The organism is Spiroplasma endosymbiont of Monopis laevigella (genome assembly GCF_964019975.1).
GTDB lineage: Bacteria > Bacillota_I > Bacilli_A > Mycoplasmatales > VBWQ01 > Spiroplasma_E > Spiroplasma_E ixodetis_A.
On record NZ_OZ026473.1, the window covers coordinates 286,297 to 304,759 of the forward strand.

Annotated in this window: 30 protein-coding genes and 1 pseudogene; 19 read left to right on the forward strand and 12 right to left on the reverse strand. The window is 22.6% G+C overall.

The features are described 5' to 3' along the window. Positions 1-60: 60 nt before the first annotated feature. The 11 genes from AACK94_RS01680 to AACK94_RS01730 form a co-directional block, all read right to left on the reverse strand. Complete coding sequence (locus tag AACK94_RS01680) at positions 61-966, reverse strand: hypothetical protein (RefSeq protein ID WP_338974916.1); 906 nt, start codon at positions 964-966, stop codon at positions 61-63. A gap of 172 nt (positions 967-1,138) precedes the next feature. Further along, on the reverse strand, positions 1,139-1,801 hold the full coding sequence (locus tag AACK94_RS01685; RefSeq protein WP_338975952.1) for a hypothetical protein: 663 nt from the start codon (positions 1,799-1,801) through the stop codon (positions 1,139-1,141). Continuing rightward, on the reverse strand, positions 1,791-2,477 hold the full coding sequence (locus AACK94_RS01690) for a ribulose-phosphate 3-epimerase (protein ID WP_281749492.1): 687 nt from the start codon (positions 2,475-2,477) through the stop codon (positions 1,791-1,793). Before AACK94_RS01690 ends, AACK94_RS01685 begins: the two co-directional genes overlap by 11 nt. 13 nt (positions 2,478-2,490) lie before the next feature. After that, complete coding sequence (gene rsgA, locus AACK94_RS01695; protein ID WP_338975954.1) at positions 2,491-3,372, reverse strand: ribosome small subunit-dependent GTPase A; 882 nt, start codon at positions 3,370-3,372, stop codon at positions 2,491-2,493. A gap of 12 nt (positions 3,373-3,384) precedes the next feature. After that, on the reverse strand, positions 3,385-4,356 hold the full coding sequence (locus tag AACK94_RS01700) for a serine/threonine-protein kinase (protein WP_338975955.1): 972 nt from the start codon (positions 4,354-4,356) through the stop codon (positions 3,385-3,387). 84 nt (positions 4,357-4,440) lie between these two features. After that, positions 4,441-5,190: a PP2C family protein-serine/threonine phosphatase gene (locus tag AACK94_RS01705; RefSeq protein WP_338975957.1), complete on the reverse strand. Its 750-nt coding sequence runs from the start codon at positions 5,188-5,190 to the stop codon at positions 4,441-4,443. Between the two features lie 11 nt (positions 5,191-5,201). Next, a complete protein-coding gene (locus tag AACK94_RS01710; RefSeq protein ID WP_338975959.1) occupies positions 5,202-6,485 on the reverse strand; it encodes a methyltransferase domain-containing protein in 1,284 nt (427 codons plus the stop codon). Positions 6,486-6,640: 155 nt separating this feature from the next. After that, positions 6,641-7,009, reverse strand: a complete 369-nt coding sequence (locus AACK94_RS01715) for a SemiSWEET family sugar transporter (protein ID WP_338975960.1) — start codon at positions 7,007-7,009, stop codon at positions 6,641-6,643. A gap of 5 nt (positions 7,010-7,014) precedes the next feature. Then, a complete protein-coding gene (locus AACK94_RS01720; protein WP_338975962.1) occupies positions 7,015-7,362 on the reverse strand; it encodes a SemiSWEET family sugar transporter in 348 nt (115 codons plus the stop codon). A 324-nt stretch (positions 7,363-7,686) separates the two neighbouring features. After that, positions 7,687-8,550, reverse strand: coding sequence for a DegV family protein (locus AACK94_RS01725; protein WP_281748924.1), 864 nt, complete (start codon positions 8,548-8,550; stop codon positions 7,687-7,689). Positions 8,551-8,721: 171 nt separating this feature from the next. Continuing rightward, entirely contained in the window at positions 8,722-9,033 is a 312-nt protein-coding gene (locus AACK94_RS01730) for a single-stranded DNA-binding protein (protein WP_338975964.1), read from the reverse strand. Between the two features lie 1,049 nt (positions 9,034-10,082). On the opposite strand from AACK94_RS01730, the gene AACK94_RS01735 reads away from it, so the two are divergent. From AACK94_RS01735 to AACK94_RS01810, 16 genes are all read left to right on the forward strand, one after another. Next, positions 10,083-10,601: a hypothetical protein gene (locus tag AACK94_RS01735; protein WP_338973560.1), complete on the forward strand. Its 519-nt coding sequence runs from the start codon at positions 10,083-10,085 to the stop codon at positions 10,599-10,601. A 134-nt stretch (positions 10,602-10,735) separates the two neighbouring features. Continuing rightward, entirely contained in the window at positions 10,736-10,939 is a 204-nt protein-coding gene (locus AACK94_RS01740) for a hypothetical protein (protein ID WP_281748672.1), read from the forward strand. A gap of 8 nt (positions 10,940-10,947) precedes the next feature. Further along, entirely contained in the window at positions 10,948-11,412 is a 465-nt protein-coding gene (locus AACK94_RS01745) for a hypothetical protein (RefSeq protein WP_281748671.1), read from the forward strand. A 2-nt stretch (positions 11,413-11,414) separates the two neighbouring features. Next, complete coding sequence (locus tag AACK94_RS01750) at positions 11,415-11,708, forward strand: hypothetical protein (RefSeq protein WP_281748670.1); 294 nt, start codon at positions 11,415-11,417, stop codon at positions 11,706-11,708. 3 nt (positions 11,709-11,711) lie between these two features. Further along, complete coding sequence (locus AACK94_RS01755; protein ID WP_338975867.1) at positions 11,712-11,870, forward strand: hypothetical protein; 159 nt, start codon at positions 11,712-11,714, stop codon at positions 11,868-11,870. 2 nt (positions 11,871-11,872) lie between these two features. Next, positions 11,873-12,115: a hypothetical protein gene (locus AACK94_RS01760; RefSeq protein WP_338975868.1), complete on the forward strand. Its 243-nt coding sequence runs from the start codon at positions 11,873-11,875 to the stop codon at positions 12,113-12,115. A 101-nt stretch (positions 12,116-12,216) separates the two neighbouring features. Next, entirely contained in the window at positions 12,217-12,357 is a 141-nt protein-coding gene (locus AACK94_RS01765) for a hypothetical protein (protein ID WP_281749441.1), read from the forward strand. Next, a complete protein-coding gene (locus AACK94_RS01770; protein WP_338975965.1) occupies positions 12,357-12,713 on the forward strand; it encodes a hypothetical protein in 357 nt (118 codons plus the stop codon). The genes AACK94_RS01765 and AACK94_RS01770 overlap by 1 nt, the downstream gene beginning before the upstream one ends. A gap of 175 nt (positions 12,714-12,888) precedes the next feature. Further along, positions 12,889-13,047 carry a hypothetical protein gene (locus AACK94_RS01775; RefSeq protein ID WP_338975872.1) on the forward strand — a complete coding sequence of 53 codons (159 nt, stop codon included), beginning with the start codon at positions 12,889-12,891 and terminating at the stop codon, positions 13,045-13,047. 40 nt (positions 13,048-13,087) lie between these two features. Continuing rightward, on the forward strand, positions 13,088-13,276 hold the full coding sequence (locus AACK94_RS01780; RefSeq protein WP_174481134.1) for a hypothetical protein: 189 nt from the start codon (positions 13,088-13,090) through the stop codon (positions 13,274-13,276). A 1-nt stretch (position 13,277) separates the two neighbouring features. Beyond that, positions 13,278-13,463, forward strand: a complete 186-nt coding sequence (locus AACK94_RS01785; protein WP_338975873.1) for a hypothetical protein — start codon at positions 13,278-13,280, stop codon at positions 13,461-13,463. 17 nt (positions 13,464-13,480) lie between these two features. Then, positions 13,481-13,618: a hypothetical protein gene (locus AACK94_RS01790; protein ID WP_338975966.1), complete on the forward strand. Its 138-nt coding sequence runs from the start codon at positions 13,481-13,483 to the stop codon at positions 13,616-13,618. Between the two features lie 108 nt (positions 13,619-13,726). Next, positions 13,727-13,855 carry a hypothetical protein gene (locus AACK94_RS01795; protein WP_338975967.1) on the forward strand — a complete coding sequence of 43 codons (129 nt, stop codon included), beginning with the start codon at positions 13,727-13,729 and terminating at the stop codon, positions 13,853-13,855. A gap of 18 nt (positions 13,856-13,873) precedes the next feature. Then, a complete protein-coding gene (locus tag AACK94_RS01800) occupies positions 13,874-15,058 on the forward strand; it encodes a hypothetical protein (RefSeq protein WP_338975968.1) in 1,185 nt (394 codons plus the stop codon). A gap of 14 nt (positions 15,059-15,072) precedes the next feature. After that, entirely contained in the window at positions 15,073-15,801 is a 729-nt protein-coding gene (locus AACK94_RS01805) for a hypothetical protein (protein ID WP_338975970.1), read from the forward strand. A 39-nt stretch (positions 15,802-15,840) separates the two neighbouring features. Continuing rightward, a protein-coding gene (locus AACK94_RS01810) for an IS3 family transposase (RefSeq protein WP_338975572.1) occupies positions 15,841-16,958 on the forward strand; the annotation gives its coding sequence in 2 pieces (ribosomal slippage) (positions 15,841-16,111 and positions 16,111-16,958; 1,119 coding nt in all). Between the two features lie 239 nt (positions 16,959-17,197). Here AACK94_RS01810 and AACK94_RS01815 read toward each other — a convergent pair. Beyond that, a pseudogene (locus tag AACK94_RS01815) lies at positions 17,198-17,635 on the reverse strand (transposase); the annotation flags it as partial. A gap of 55 nt (positions 17,636-17,690) precedes the next feature. Here AACK94_RS01815 and AACK94_RS01820 point away from each other — a divergent pair. From AACK94_RS01820 to AACK94_RS01830, 3 genes are all read left to right on the forward strand, one after another. Then, a complete protein-coding gene (locus AACK94_RS01820) occupies positions 17,691-17,930 on the forward strand; it encodes a hypothetical protein (protein WP_338975971.1) in 240 nt (79 codons plus the stop codon). Between the two features lie 107 nt (positions 17,931-18,037). Continuing rightward, positions 18,038-18,178 (forward strand): hypothetical protein, encoded by a 141-nt coding sequence (locus tag AACK94_RS01825; RefSeq protein ID WP_338975972.1) that lies wholly within the window; start codon positions 18,038-18,040, stop codon positions 18,176-18,178. Positions 18,179-18,239: 61 nt separating this feature from the next. Further along, a complete protein-coding gene (locus AACK94_RS01830) occupies positions 18,240-18,404 on the forward strand; it encodes a hypothetical protein (RefSeq protein ID WP_338975973.1) in 165 nt (54 codons plus the stop codon). Positions 18,405-18,463: the final 59 nt, after the last annotated feature.

An 18,463-nucleotide genomic window follows, 5' to 3' on the forward strand; every position in this document is an offset into this window, starting at 1 on the left:
TTAAAGAGATTAATTTTTATTTTAAATTAAAAAAATAAATTATCACCAAATAATAACGTCTTATAATAAATTTTGATATGAAAAACTCTTTTCTACAATATTATGTTCATCTAAATCATTTATTGATTTTCATTTTTTACCATAATTTAAACTACTACTTCCTAATATTTTAGTTTTCTTTTCTAATTTATTAACTTTAGTTTTTAAAATTTCAATATCACTTTCTAACTTATTAATTTTAGTATTTAATCCATTATGTTCGCAAATTAATTTATCAAAACTATCCTTACTATATTTATTATTAATTGCTTTAATTTTATTACTTTCTCACATTCCACAAGTCAAAAATTTAAGTGGTCAATGTCACCATCTTCTTGCTAATTGTTTTTCATTTTTGAAATTCAAATTAAAATTATTAATTTGTCCACATATTTTATTTTTAGCTTCTTTTAGTATTTTTAAATCATGTATTTTTTCTTGCATTTCTTTAAAAATTTCACTAATGTCTGAACTATCATATAGTGTTAAATCATCTAAACTTTTAGAACTATCTCTATGCTTTATTTCAACTTCTAAATCAGTTTGTAAACCTAATACAAATAACTTATCTTCTGAAGTAGTTAAAACATTACTTAAATCATATTTATATATATTTTTAAAATCTATTGCCAATGTTCCCTTATTTGCTTGTGCTTCTAAAAAACTAATAGTTACAGTAAACAAAGATAAAATTGGCATTATTGCTTTATCAGAATATTTTTTTGTACTTTTTCCACAATTATATTGAAGATATTTAAGATTTTTAATAACATTAGGAATATCTGCAACCAAAAATATTCCTTTTAATTCTTCAATAATTCTTTTAAAATAAGGAATTTGAGTATTATGTTGTTTTTGATATCTTAACTTTATACTTTCAAGTTTTTTTATTAACTTTGTTGCAGATAACATTTTTTCTTTTACCATTTTTTAATTTCTCCTCTTTTAAAAAATAAAAAAACCCATTTATTTTTAATAAAAATAAGGGTTATAAAACTTATATTAAGTTTATGATTTTTATTATACTATCTTTTTTTTAAGATTTTATTAATATACTTTTGGCATAAAATAATAATTAGTTTTTCTAAATTTTAAAAAATTATTTATGTAAAAAAACTAAACATTTTCCCTTTTTAATAATTAGTTTTGGTCTTTCTTTTTTGTTAAATTCATTACTAATAGTTTGTGTACTATTATTAGTAACAGTAATATCCTGATTTGGATAAAACTTACAACCACTAAAATTATAAATTACTTCTTCATTGTCTAAACTAAAAAAAGAAATATATTTATATGTTAATTGTCAATTGTAAAAAATATATTCTGATTTTGCTTTTAATAAAAAACAATAATTATTTTCACCTAATAAAATTGGGTTAAAACATTCATATTTTTTTATTATATTAATACTAGCAAGTAACATATCCCAACGTATTCCATCACTTACTATCACTATTTGTTGAAAATTAATTTTTTTGGAAATTGCAGTAACTATCGCAAGTTCACTATCAATAAAATCTTTTTCTTTATTAAAAGTAATAATTTCAAAATTATGTATTTTACTTTGATCATTTAAAATCTTTAACTGTTGTTTATTAATGGTATCATTATCACCACAAATAAACTTAATTGGTTTTTTATATTTTAATAATGATAAAACACCAGTTTCAACACCAACAAAAATTGGATTAATAAATTGTTCTCAATTTAAATTATAATCACGACAAACAATTACTAATTGTTTAATATCACTATTTTTCATAATTTGTTAACATCGCAACTTGTTTTTTTACTGAATTATCACTATTTAATAAATAACTACCCGCTACTAGGTAATTAGCACCAGCAGTAATACAATCATTTGCTGTTAAATTATTAATGCCGCCATCAACAGCAATTGTAATATTTGGAAAATTATTATCGATATGTTTTACTAACATTTTAATTTTATTAATAGTTAAATCTAAAAAACGTTGTCCACCCGCACCTGGTTGCACACTCATAATTAAAATTGTATCAAGATCTTTCAAATAATCATAAATTTTTGAAATTGGTGTATCAGGATTAATGGCAATTCCTTTTTTAAAACCAGGGTTTTTTCACTGCAGAAATTCTTTTAATTGTTCTTCTGTTAATGCTTCATAATGCAAAGTAATATTTTTAACTTGCGGTAAAATTATAAATGGTTTTAAATAATCACATACTTTTAATGTTGTTATCTTTACCATCATATGACAATCAATATTGATATTAGAACTAAATTTACATACATCACTTAATATTTTTGCACCAAAACTTAAATTTTCAACAAAATGATGATCCATAACATCAAAATGAATTCAATTAATTCCTGCATTTTGTAAATTTAATAAATCATCTTTTAAAGATAGAAAGTTAGCAGTTAAAATGCTAGCGGCAATTGTTACTTCTTTTTTCATATATTACCATCCTTTATTTTAAATTATTAATTTTATTGAATTCTATTAAAATTTTACAATAATCTTCATAAAAAAAACCAGAAATTATTTTATTTGCAACTGCTTTTTTAATTGCACATTCTGGTTCTTGCTGATGTAAGCAAGTACGAAACTTACAATTTTGTCAAATATTAGTAAAACTAGGAAAATTAGTAGCAATATCAATACTACTTAAACCTTGCAATTGAAAGACCGAAAAACCAGGTGTATCTGCAATAATACCATCATGTAAAAAATAAAGGCGAGTTTTAGTTGTGGTATGTTTACCACGATTTAAACTTGTAGAAATATACTGTGTTCATAGTTTTAAATTATTATCCAAACTATTTAAAGTTGAACTCTTTCCCACTCCTGAAGTACCTGTTAATATTGATAACTTGTTTGTAAAAACTTTTTTTAAATCTTCAATACCATTTTTTTTAACATTTGAAATAAAAATTACTGGTAAATTTAAATTCTGATATGCTTTAACTTTTGTTCAAACTTCATTATCTTTAGTTACCAAATCAATTTTTGTAAATATTAAAATTATTTTTAAATGATAATAATTAAAAATAGTTAATAATTTATTTAATAGAAAACTACTAAGAAAAGGATTAACAAGAGAACTAACAATTAATACTTGATCAACATTAGCAATGCTTGGTCGATATAGTTCATTAAATCGAGGTAAAATTGATTCAACCAAAGGATTTTTATCATCTTTAAAATTAACTTTAACATAATCACCAACTAAAATTTTTGCTGTTTGAAATTTTAAATTTCCTTTGATTAAACAAGAATAAATTTGATTTTCAATTCTTACTTCAACAAAGTTATTTGCAACTCCAATAACTATTCCTTGTTTAAAGTTCATAGTGTCCTCCAATTAATATAAAATTAATATGCTTATAATAACACCAATAAGTAATAATATAATTAAAATTAAAGATGATAAAAATTCTTTTTTTAAATAAAATGGTTTTTTTAATTTTTGTGAATTTAAGTAATTTTTCTTAAATAACATATTATTTTTATTTTCCATTTTTAAACAACAATCTAAATCATTACTCAATTCACTAATTGTCCGATAGCGATCATTAATATCCTTAGCAGTTGCCTTCAAAATAATATTTTCTAAACTTTGTGGAATATTTTTATTAATTTCATGAATTAATGGCATTGGTTCTTTAATATGTTTGGCCGCTAATATTTGTGGATTTTTATGAAAAAAAGGTGGTTTACCAACTAATAATTCATATAATATAATACCTAAAGCATAAATATCACTTTGAATTGTTGGTGTTTGAAATTTTACTACTTCTGGAGCAATATATTTCATTGTTCCTACAACTTGATCAGCGTGTTTTTTAACTTCATAATCATCAATAACAGCAATACCAAAGTCTAAAACTTTAATTGCTCCACTACTAGTTAAAATAATATTTTCGGGTTTTAAATCACGATGAATAATATTGACTGCATGACACGCATTAACCCCTTTTAAAATTTCTTCCATAATAACTATAACTTCATTAACTGATAAAACTGAATAATTACTTAAATATTCTTTTAATGTTTTACCTTCTAATAATTCAAAAACTAAGCATCAATCTTTCTTATCAATAAAAACATCATATACCAAAATAACATTGGGATGTCTAACTCTAGATACTGCTCTAATTTCTTGCAAAAATCGTTCTTTTATTAAGTCATCTAGTGGTGAAATTGGATTAATTACTTTTAAAGCAACTTGCCGATTTAAATATTTATCTTGTGCTTCATAAACTTTAGCCATACCACCCGAACCAATAATTTTTAAAATATGATAACGATTATTCAATAATTTATTTATTTCCATTAGTTTCACCATTACTTTTAAATTTATTTTTTAAAAATTACTAACTTATTTATAATTTATATTTTACACAAAAATGTCAAAAGACTAAAATTTTATTTCCATTAATAATACAGTAACATTATCAGTTGAAACATTAAGTAATGCTTGCTTAATTAATAACTTAACTTTGTTATTAATATTTCCATTTTTTTCTAAAATATTAACTATTTCATATTCTTCTAAAAAATCATGAACACCATCACTAGTTAAAAGAAAATATGATGGAATTATTAAGGGTAAATGAAAAATATCGGTTTTCAATGGCTTACGTGGACCAAGAGCACTAGTTAATGCCTTTCAATAAGTGTGATTTAAATCAACACTTGATTCTTTAGTTGTGTTTTTTTGTAAATATAGATTTAAAATATTATGATCAACTGTTAACTGTTTTAATCCTTGTTCACTATATTGATAAATACGTGAATCACCAATATTTACTAAATAAGCTTTGTTATTAGTAATTAAAATTATTACCATAGTTGTTCCCATATCAAGCGCTTGTTCATTACTTAAAATAAAATTATTCATTTCAATTTGAATAATATCTATCTTTTCTTGTAATCATGCATGAATTTGTTTATCATGTTTTAATTTAGTAAAATCTGTTGTTTCAAAAAATTTTTTTAACATACTAACAACCATATTACTGGCCACTTCACCACATTTATGACCACCCAAACCATCACAAACAACACCAATAACTTGTCCCGTATTATTTGTTAAATATAAAACGGCATCTTGATTATTTGTACGATAATTACCAACATCTGTTTTATAACTAGCATTTATTTTCATAAACTGACCCCCTATATTCCTTTTTTTAATTTACAAATATAAAATCCATCAGTATTGTTATTAAAACCAAAAAATTGTTTTTCTGCAATGATTGTCATATCTGCGTGATTTTTAACAAACTTCTCAATTTGATTTTGATTTTCTTTAATATTGAAAGTACAAGTAACATACACAATTATCGCTTCGGGTTTTAAAAGTTGATAAGCCTTATTTAATAATTTTGCTTGAACAGTAATTAAGTGATTAATTTCTTCTTTACTTCAATTGATAAGTTTAACTTCTGGTTTTCTTTTAATTAAACCTCAAGCAGTACTAGGAGCATCAATTAAAATTTTGTCAAACTTATTATTAAAATCCAATATTGTAGAATCACCATATTTAAGTTCAGTATTTGTTACGCCTAATTTTTTTAAATAAGTAGCACCAATTTTTAATCGTTCTTCATTGATATCACAAGCAACTATCTTACCGTGATTAGACATTAAAGCTGCCATATGAGCTGTTTTACTAGCAATTCCTGCACACATATCTAATACTTCATCATATGGTTGTGGATCTAAAAAATGACTAACTAACATACTTGCTTGGTCTCGTTTAATAATTTCACCATTTTCATATAATTTTGTGTTAAAAATTGACTTTGAACTAATAATACCATCAGATACTATCTCGCTTAAACAAAAGTTAAAAGATTTATAATTTTCATTGTTTAACACTTTATTAACAGTAGTTTTTAATGTATTAACTCTAAAACTAATTAATGGCATTCTTAAGTTATCTTTTATCAATTGATTTGCAATATTAATACTAAATTGTGATTTTATTAAAGAATATAATCAACTAGGATAACTATATTTAATTAATTTAATATTTTGTTTACTTTCTTTTTGTAAGTTAATTTCTGATCTAAATTCAGTAAAACATAAATCTAATACTTTAGAAATAATAAATATTAGTTTATTATCAATGGTGCTTACTTTTTTTAAAGTATTTTCAATGAAAATTTCTTTATTAGTAATTTCTAAAAAATAGATTTCATATAAAATTATTCATAATAAAATAGTTATGTGAAAAGGAATAGTAATTACTGATTTCAAAACATTTCATATTTGATTTAATATATAATCTAAATAAATTTGATTTTTTAAAGTTCCTAGTACTATCTTTTCAATTGCTTCTTTTTCTGATAATGTTAGATTTTTATCTCGCATCATTTGTGCTAATAAAACATTACAATGACCTTTTTCTAGGATTACTTGTACTAGAATTTTATAAACATCATTTTGAATTATCATTATTTAACCCCACAAAATTTTTAATTATACATATATTATAACTTAAATTATTATTTTTAATTTTGATAAGTATTTTACTATTATAACTATTAAAAAATGCATCATTACAATGCATTTTTAGTAATAAATTATTATTTTTAATAAAAAATAAACTATTAAAAGTTGCTCTTTATATTTACTTTACCTTTTCATTTTTTACAAACTTCACAATATTTATACATATTATTAATTTTAATACCAAGAATAATTCCTGATCATATTGCACAAGGTGTATTAGCACAAATTATAACTAAATCTTTCATTAAAATTGTTGATTGAGATCCGCCATAATATGATAAATGAATAATGCCCCATAATACTCATAAACTGTTAGCTGTTGTATAAAGAATAAATGTAAGTAAAGAAATACCATCTGTTTTTTTAGTTTTTATTGTTTTTAAAGATTGTGGACAAAATGCTATAACAGCAATAAGTGCTCCAATAATCCCTATTATAGTAATAATTCATCATTCAGTATTTGCCATTATTTTTATTCCTCCAAAGTTCTAGCATTTTCGCCCAACGTTTTCATATTTTTTACTTTAACATAAATAATACAATTAGTTGCAGTCATTGTTACTGTATACGGTATTATTAAGGTAGAACCTCAAATTGCAATTTCAAGAGTATCAGCACCTTCTGGTCACATTACTGGTAATGTTACTGAAAGTATTCCAAATATCAAGAAAAAAAGATTAGCAATATTATAAATTATATAAGTTGATAAGATTATATGTTTAGTTTCCTTAGTTTTTATTGTTTTTATTGCTTGTGGAATAAATGTTATAATAGATAATATTCCGGTTAAATAACCTATAATTCCAATAAAAGTTTGCATTTTCATCCTCCATTAAATTTTAAAAATATTTTTTAATTTTATAGTTAAAGCTCAATAAATTAAAAAACCATTACTTTAATTTATAGATATTTATTTTATTAAATTTTTTCAATTATTTCTTTAGTTTAAAACTTTAACTATTAATAAGAATTTAAATCATAATATTTAATATTTTATTATTTATAATTTATAAGTTGAAAAAAATCTGAATGTTAGTAAACTAAATTAACCTTTACTAACATTCTTTTTTAGATTTAAATTTTTTTATATATTTTTCTAAAAAAACAGCATACTTAATCAATCTTTTATAAAACTACTTTTTTATTAGACTTCTTTTACTCATTGATTAGGTACTACTGAAAAACCAATAGTATTATTACCAGTATGTGTTTTTAAAATATTACATAATGGTTCAACTTTATATTTGGTAAATCCTCTATTTTTTACTTTTTTAATTGCTTCATCAATAATATCTTTTCTACATCAACCATCAATAATATATATTGTTTCTTTAGTAACATCTTTAATTTTAGTAATAATATCTAACATTTCTTCCATAGCTTTACTTAAAGTTCTAACTCTACCAATATTATCAATTGTTTCTTTACATCTTAAAATTGGTTTAAAACGTAAAAAATTACCAATTCTTGCTTTACTCATTGGTAATCTACCACCACGAGCTAAAAATTTTAAATCATTAGGAGCAATATAAGATTCATAAGTTTTGCGGAATTTATTTAAAATTTCTAAAATTTCAGGAATTTTTTTTCCATTTTTAACAAGAGTAAAAGCAATTAAAACCATAAATTTTAAAGGTATTGAAGCAGCACCTGTTTCTAAAATATGGACTTTATTTTTATATTTTTCTTCTTTTTGTAAAACTTGCGAACTTGCATATTGTCCTGAAGCATTATTAGCAATTGGTAAAAATAAAATTTGATCATATTTACTCAAAGCATTATCTCAATATTGTTCAAGTTTACCACGACTAGTTTGACTAGTTTTTAAAATATAGTGTTCATCAATCATCTTTTTACGAATTGTTTCACTATCAATATCAATATTATTATCATCATAAGCATTTTCTCCTTCAATAATATTTAAAGGAATAATTATTATTTCAGGATATTTTTTCATATCTTCAAGGGTAAAACCAGTAGCTGAATCACTTACAATTCCAATTTTCATTTTGTTTACTCCTAACTTTTTATACTAATAAATTATAGTAAAATTATAACAAATTTATTTTACTATATATCGTTTTAATTTGAAAAAATATAAAGTGACTATAAACTTATTAGTAGTAAAAATAAAAATAGTCTTAATTATTGAGTAATTAAGACTATTTTTTAATTAGTTTTAAGTTAAATAAATAATACGATCAGCAATAATTTCTATATAGTAAAAATCATTAGATTTATTAGCAAATGTTTGAATTCTACCTTTAATACCAATAATTGCATTCTTTTTTAATAGTGTTTTTAATTCCTCTGTATTAGCTATTCAAGTTTTAATAGTGATAAAATCAATTTCAAATTGATTTTGACGATTTTTAAAAGGTCTTTCAACTGCCATTATAAACTTGGTTCATTTTGTTGGAATTTGTTCTCTGGTTGGTATTATTTCTGGTTCATTCATTAATTTACCTACTAATACAACATTATTTATCATTTTAACACCCCCTCTTATTTGATAATTATAAATTTAGTTCATAAATAAAATATCAAATTATTTTATTTATGAATAAAAGAAAAAATAAATTAATTCAACAAACTCAAATATTAAAATAAGATTAGATAAAATAATTTATTAATTAACACAAAAAGAGCATTGTCAACTGCTCTTTTTGTAAAATATAATTGTGTTAATATAGTTTTAATCTAAAACTGGTAATGATCCAATTCTTGAATCTTTTAGTGCATTTACTTTCCCAAAATCTACTTGTAATCACACTCTCTGAACATTAATAAATCTAGTAATTTTATTACCATTTTTAGCGGCATCATAAAAAAATGTATAAACTTTTGTATTTAATAAACCAATTAAAGCTTCTCATTGCTTTTGTTTATAGGGCGGTTGTCAAAGTTACGAAATAATTAATTATCATATTAGTAACTTATTTCCGAAATTACCATTTAAAAATGATGATAGACAAATTAAATTCTCTTTTACCCTTAAATTTATATTCGACGTATTTTAAAAAATATAGATTTTATAAGATAAAATAAAAATTATTAACAAGGAAAAAGACAAGATTATTTCTTGTCTTTTTTTGTAATTGTAAAATTTTAAAATTTTTAATAACCGTCTTTAACGCTATTATCAACACGTGTTAGGGAACTAAAAAAGTGAACTACAACACAGTTGTTAAAAATAGTAGCTAGAACATGTGGACTTGCATGAATAAATAAAAAGTGGAGTGATACCTAATAAATTATACTAACCATTTAATGGTAATTCTTGGGGTGGGAGCGAATTGGAAACTAGTATATATAGACCTACTAGGGAACCTACTATATTAATTCTATTCTTTATTTAACCAACCTTGCCACTCCCCAGTGAGCAAGTGTTGGTTTTATTTTTTATTTTTTTTGAAATTTATTTTTGAGCCCAGAATTTCTGGAATGAATAAAACGAATAGTAGTATTATTAATAATCTAAAAATCAAAATATATGTTCTTTATGCTAGAAGCAACAGAACATATTAGGAAAGGATTATTATGCAAATAGAATTTAAAAAAGAACAAATTGTTAAAGATAAACCACAATCTATTCTTATTGATTATGTTGAATATAAATTATCACTTCCAAAATGAATGATTAAAAATAATTCTTTTATTGTTGATAACAGTTACACATATTGAGTTTTTAATTTAGAAAATATTAAAAGAGAATTAAGTGGTAATGAATTAATAAAATTATTAGAACCATATATTAAAGACCAAAAAATAACTGTTAATAAACCAACTGCTCCAAAAGAATATTATCTTAATGATATAAAACTTGAACCATTAAAATTTTATGAACAGCATAATAGTTGATTTATAGGTGAAATAACAGATAACAAAACTAAAATTACTAATCCTTGTTTTAAATATAACATTACGTGAGAAGAAAACAGAAAAGGTTTTAAAATAAATAATCCATATAAACATGATGATTTACCAATTAATTATCTAGTTACTTCTTATAAGGAAATTTCAACTCATAATGAAAAAATATTTTTGTTGAACATGTAAACAAAATAAATTAGATTATTTATTCTTTAATACTAATGATATAAAAACAAGAAAATATTTTTTAAGAGATAAAAATAGTAAAGCGATTTGTTATGATTGTATTTTAAATATTAGGTTAAGTAGGAGGTATAAATATGGATAAAGAATATTTAACTAAAAGAGGAACGATTTGCATACCAGACAGTGATGATATTGAATTTAAAATAGGACTAATTAAACTGATTGATGATTTAAAAAAAGATAATTTAGTTTGTGGTCATAAAGAATTTATTGAAGAATGTAAATATTGTTGATGTAATTGTGATTTAGAAATTATTAAAACAGTTATTAGAGGTTAACTTAATTAATGCAATATGATTTAATTATTGGAATTGACCCCGCTGGAATTGGTAATAATGGAATTGTTATATATTCAAATGAAACTAATAATATTGTTTTTAATGAAACATTCAATACATTAACTGTTTTATGAACTAAAAATATGTATAAAGAAAAATTTCAATTAATTAAAGAAAAATTTATTGATAAAAAAATATTAGTTATTGTAGAAAATTTCTTTTTAAATTCAAAACAATTACTAACTAATCCATTATCAACGCCTAAAATCATTGGTGCATTAATGGTATTAGTTCAAGATGTTTTCAACTGAGATTATCTAGAAAACCAACCAAAAAATAAAAATAAAATAACAAATTATAAAGGAAATATAAAATTAACAAAACATGAACAAGATGCTTATAAGCATATTCAATATTATTTAAAAAATCATAAAAAAATATTAATTTTTGATAATTATTTAAGGAAATTATAAACATGAAAGATAAAGCAAATTATGTCAAATTAACAGTAAAACTAAGTAATACTATTGAAGCAAAATATTACGAAAAAGGTAATAAAGAATTATATTATAGTGTTAGAGGTCAATGAAATGGATTAAACTATGTTACTTTAATTTTTAACAACCCAAAATTTTATAGACGCTGTATTTTATTAAACAAAAACGATGAAATTATAGTAACTGGTCAAATTTTTAATACTTTAAATATTGCTAAAAATCGTGCATTTTGTTCAATTAATGTTAAATGATTTAAAAAATGAAAAGAGTAAAAAATGATATTATGAAAAATTTTATTAATAGTACCAATATTAATAACAAGCATAACACTAATAATATTTTTAATATTTATTATTAAAGAATTAAAAAATGAATATAAAGTATTAAAAATATTAAGTGAAATTTCTAATCAAATTAAAACTAAGGAGAAATAATAATGAATAAAGAAGAGTTAGAACAATGAGTATTTAATGAAATAGGTAAAATTGAAAGTATTAAAGAAGATAAATTATTACATGAAAATTGTATTAATAAAGAAAAATTAGTATCTTTTTTATCTGAATTTTATAATAATTTTAATCAAGTTGAAGACAAATGATTTCAATCAAAAGCAGATACTTATGCAAATATATTAGAATATTTAGAAAGTAATGAATTTTATAATGATAATAAAAATTAAAAAGAATAATAAATGTGGTTATGGTAGAGTTTTTGCTCATAAATGTAATAACTTATGTAAACAAAAACAAAATAAAAGAGTTAGGAAAGAAAGGTTAAATTATGAATAAAGAAAAATTAATTAAATATTTAAAAACTTTATTTATGGAAACTGATAATTGAGAAAAACAAACAATTATTGCAACGAATTTAATAATACGTGAAGAACTGATTAAAAAAATAGAAAATGGAGAATTTGAATAATGATAATATTACCTACTTTGTTTGAAAATAAAGATGAAATTGAAATATTATCACCATTTCCAAAACAAGAACATCAGTCATTAATGGATTGAGATACATATATTAGTTTAAATGCTTATGGTATTTCAAATCTTATTAGTGGATTAACTGAGTTAATACCTAATAAATTTGAAGCAATAAGAAAGATTTGTAATATGGCTACTGGTGGATGTTTAATATCAAGTGGTGTAGCAATGGGTATAAATAATGATTTTAATAATGCTTATGCAATTCCTACTATTGTTGCTGGTGGAAGTGAAATAATCCATAATTTATTACCTATGGAAACTACACATCATAATGAAGAAATGCAATAAACATCATTTAATGATGAAACTGCAAGATTAGTAAATGATAATAGATTCACAATTAATAGTGAAACAACTAGTCAATACGGTAGTGATAATATGAGCGAAGTAGTATTAAATCACGATAATGCTTCATTAAATTGAGATTATAATCATATGAGTTTATAAAGGAGGTGAATAATTTATGAATAAAGAAAAATTACTTGAATATTATAATCAGGAAATAAAAATATATAAAGAAAAAATAGAAGAATTCAATAAAGAAATATCTGTATTAGTAGAAATTATAAGTAATTCACAATCAATGATTGAAAGAATTAATGGTGGTCAATTTGATGAATAATTAAAAATTAAAAATAAATAGTTGAAAGGAAAATATTCAAATGAAAGAATTTTTACATGAATTAATAATTATTGGAACAAGTGTTGGAACATTAATTTGCAGAGAAATTATTGTTTTATTAAAAAGATTTATCACAACTCCAAAACATGTTAGAGCAAATAACAAAATTATAAAACATCAAAAAAAATTAGCAAAATTAAACGAAAAAATTAATAAAGGAGAAAAATAATATGACAAAAATTGAATTTAATGAAAAATATAGAAAACAAGATATCAGAATTGATAGGGATTTTGAATTACATATTGATAATTGTTTTAAATTTACTGATATTAACGCATTAGAAAATGCAGTTAATGATTATAAAAAATTAATAAGTGAAATGCCACAATTAGTTAAAGATTGATTATTGGGATAAGATTAGGAGAATGTTAAATGTTAGAAAATGAAGATAATGTTCAACAAACAACTGAACCTTTAACTGAAAATAATGCTCAACAAGAAATAGAAAATAAAGTTAATGAAGCAGAAAATAAGTTAAATAAACTTAATCAAGAAATTAAAGAAAAATAAATAATTAATATATTTAAAAAATATCAAGTTAAAACTGAATTTTATGATTATTTAAAATTTAAAACTCATAATTTAGAAAATTCAAAAATTGAAGAAACTATTAAAAAAATGATTAAAGAACAACCAGTATTTAAAGAAACAATTAATACAGGTGGCAATAAACAAATAATTATTAATAATAAAACAAATGATAAAGAAAATTTTTTAATTAATTATAAAAAGAAAAATTATTTATAAACGAAAGGAAGAAATAAAATGTCAGTACCATTTAATCAAAATTTAGACAATACAGAGAGATTAGTAGAAGCGCCAGAATTTATAGAGTTTTTTAAAATTTCAAATAGTCCATGGGCAAACTTTTTCCCTACTGAAATTGTTGACTCAGTAAATATTGAGTTTATTGTTAAAAAACCAAAAAAACCAGAAGTAAAAATTATTGCTTGAGATGATAAAAGTAAAAGATATGAATTACCATATGTTGATACAGATAAAATTAGTAAAAAAATAACTAAAAAATATCTTGCAGGAGAAATTATTGCAGATGTAGATTTAAAAGCAAATAATGGACAAAATTTATTAGATAGTATGCAATATGAAGTTGCAAATGATTTAGCAGATAAATTGGCAATTGATGATACACAAGCAATTGCAAAATTTGCTACTAAAATCGATATTGAAGATACAACACCAGTAGGCTATTTAAAATCAATGTTATCTGCTTGAAATACTTTGTTTCAATTTAGAAACATTGCAAATAGTAAATTTTTTATTACTAATGGTCTTTATGATAGTTTAGTTTATTTAGCAGATAATAAAGGTTTAATTACCGATAATCAGTTAGCACAACAATTACGTTTAAATGGAAATAGTTTATATGTAAAAGGTTTATTATGTGAAATCGTTCTTGATGATTATATGATTTTTACTAATGATAAAAATGAACAACAATTAATGACCTTTATTTTAGCAACACCAAGAGCGATGAAAAGATATATGATAGAAAATACAGTTATTTATGTAGATTTTATTAAAGATGATAAAGCAGGAAGAGCATATAAAGTTGCTGGTGAAGTTGTTGGAGAAGCAATTCCATATATTTCTAATAATGAAACAACATCAAGATGAATGTTATGTGGAGTTATTAAAACAGAAAAAACTGATTTAAAAACTAAAATTACAGTTTTAACAACAAATATTACTGCAAATGTTAATAACAATAACAATGAATTAAATACAGAAATAAAAAGTACTAATGAACTTAAATCATTAAATCCAAATTTAACAAATCCAACTATTAAATATTTTAGTGATGCACAAGGAAAAACTAATGTAAGTAATCAAAAACAAAAAGCAGGTGACTTATACATAACTATTAATGCTAATGTTAATGACTTAAATTATAAAGGAACAACAAATATGATTAAAATAACTCTTAAATAAAGGAAATTAATATCATGCCAATCGGTACAACTAGTACAGCAATACTTTTAAACATAAATAAACCAAAACATACTAGAATAAGTAAACAACAAGAAAATAAAAGTTTTTGATGAGAAATTTTAGAAATGATTGGTGTACAAGTTATAGCAGTAGCACTTGCTCCTTTTACTGGTGGATTAGGTGCAAGTGTAGCCCTTGGATTAGGTGCAAGTGATTTAATTGCTAGTATTAGTGCTGTTGGTGTAGAATTTTTAACTGATTTTACTATTAATCAAGTTTATGATTATTTAAAAGGAAATGTAACACCATTAAATACTTTTTTTAATATATTACCAGCATTTGCTGTACTTAATAAAATTAGTCGTGGTTATCGTACAACTAAATTTATTAAGTTAGCACAAAAAACTAAAACATTAGAACAAGTTGGTATTAAAGAAGCAAAAAACTTACAAGAAATTATTAGTCAAGTAAGTGGAAAAGAAATTTTAACAGATAAAATTATTGGTAATAAACGTTATTTAATGAATTATAGTTTTGCTCCCAATCGTGAAACAATAATACAAAATTTAGGATATGTTGCTGAAAGAGAATATAAGAACAATTTTCAAAAATTAGAAGCACAAGAGTTAAAAGATTATTTATTATTACAAAACGAATTAATAAAGTTAAGTCCACAATTAACTCCTAAATTTAAAATTAAAGATATTGGATGGGTTACACTTTATTGGACACTAATTACATAGACAAGTGAACAAATTAGTTAAAAGAAAGGAATTATAATTATGGTCACTATTAACTCATATTCAGATGAATTTAAAAAACAAATAGTAGCTTTATATCAAAGTGGCAAATCAGTATCTTGCCTTGTTAAAGAATACAATGTTACAAGAGCAGCTACTTACAATTGAATTAAGCAATTTACTAATTCAGGTAGTTTTAAAACTAAAGATAATCTTTCAGATTTAGAAAAACAATTAATTCAAGCAAATAAAGAATTAAAACAGTTACGAATGGAAATTGATATTTTAAAGCAAGCAGCACTAATAATAGGCAGAAAGTAGAGATTATTGCAAATAATAAATCTAAATATAAAATTCGCACAATGTGTCATTTTTTAAAACTCTCTAAATCAACATATTATTTTAATTTAAAGAAAAAAAATAAAATTCAAAATAATATTTATGAACAAGCTGTTATTAGTGCTTTTAAAGAAAATAAAGAAGTTTATGGTACTAGAAGATTAAAATTCATACTAGCAAACCAAGAAATTTATTTATCACGCAGAAAAATTAAAGAAATTATGAATAAGCATAATTTAATATCAAAATACACTAAATTATCATTCAAAAATTATCATAATAAAGTCAATGATAGTCAAATAACCAATCTTGTTAATAGAAACTTTAATAATAGAATTAAAAATGAAGTTATTGTTAGTGATTTAACTTATGTTCAAGTTAATGGTAAATGAAACTATATTTGCCTATTAATCGACCTATTTAACCGCGAAATTATTGGACATAGTGTTGGAGTTAAAAAAGATGCATCATTAGTATATCAAGCATTTATGCAATCAAATCACTGTTTAAAAGATATTGAAATATTTCATACTGATCGCGGTAATGAATTCAATAATAAAACTATTGATAAACTTTTATTAGCTTTCAACATAACTCGATCTTTAAGCAAAAAAGGATGTCCTTATGACAATGCTGTTGCTGAAGCAACTTTTAAAACTTTCAAAATTGAATTTATTAATGATAAAAATTTTACATCATTAATCCAATTAAAATTAGAATTATTTGATTACATCAATTGATATAACAACATAAGAATTCACAGTACTCTAAACTACCTAACTCCAATTAGTTATCAAAAACAAATGTCTACCAAAAAATAGTCCTAAAAAGGGTTGCCATTCCAGATTAAAAGCAATAGCATTTGCACCACCGGTTGTTCAACAAATAATTAGAGATAGTTTTAAAGTATACAGAGAAATATTTAGAATCGTAAGAACTTATCATAAAGTAGTAAATGTTATTAATAATCCTATTGAAAATATTAACAAATCATTTAAAAATGTTGGTTTAAAATTTTTGAGGCTTTTATGTAATCTGTGTATCTTTATTTTACAAAGTACTAGTTTAGATTAATTCTATCTTCAAATTTTATCATAAAATGAGCAATTGCTGTATTTCAATTTTGAATGGGCAATGTTCATTTTTTTGTTATATTTTCAATTGCCAAGTAAAATATTTTGAAAACTGCCATATCATTAGGAAAAACTTTTTTATTTCTGATGATTTTTCGTAATTGACTATTAACAGATTCAATAGCATTTGTAGTATAAATCACTCTTTTGATTTCTACTGGATAACTAATAAAAACCATTAAATTATCTCAATTTTTATATCAAGATTTAGTAATTTGAGGATATTGTTTATTTCATTTACTTTCAAACGATTCTAAAGCTTGCATTGCTTGTTCTTCACTACATGCACTATAAATTGGTTTTAAATCTGCAACTAGACCTTTTCGATGTTTGTATGAAACATATTTTAAAATATTTCTAATTTTTAGTGCTTTTCAAATTTTCTATTATACACAAAAAGAAAAATCTTTAGAAGACTACATGTTTGTTAGTCAGTTGCCAACACTTGTTCGTATACCATTACAAAATAATAGCATTAACACCAAACAAGCAGTAATGCTAATGGCAACTATTGATGAAACAATAATATTTTTTAAAAAACACTTTCATAAACCAAAAGAATTAAACTATATGCTTTTTCACTTATTTAATAGAATAACTGATATTGAAGAAATTGAAGAAATCAAAAATAATATTCTTAAAATAGAAAAAAATAATTAATCAAAATTTAACAAAAAAGTTTTAAAAATAGTTAATACCATAGAAAATAATAAAATTTGTTATAATTGAGTAGAATAATTATGATATGAGGAAAGGAAGTTATATACATGTGACCATTTAAAAAAAGGGATAAAACCGGAGAAGCAAAAGATCAAAAAAAATGTGCTGGTTGTGGGAAAATGAAAAGTTCATCTGAATGTACTAAAGCAGCAGATGGTAAATGTTTGTGTAAAGATTGTGCTAAATAAATATATTAAATAAGTGTGTTAATGACACACTTATTTAATATATTTAGAAAGGAAGGATATAATGAAATGATTCAATAAAAAAAACAAAAAAACTGATAATGAACCTTTAACAAAAACCGTAAAATGTTTTGATTGCGAAATGATGTTTGAACCTTTTGACATTCTTGATACAAAAGAAGGGAAATCTTTATGTAAAAAATGTTTCATTAAAGAAGAAGAAAAATAAATTAATGATGTGTTTAGCAAAACACATTTTTTATTATTTAAAATAAAATAAATAACTAT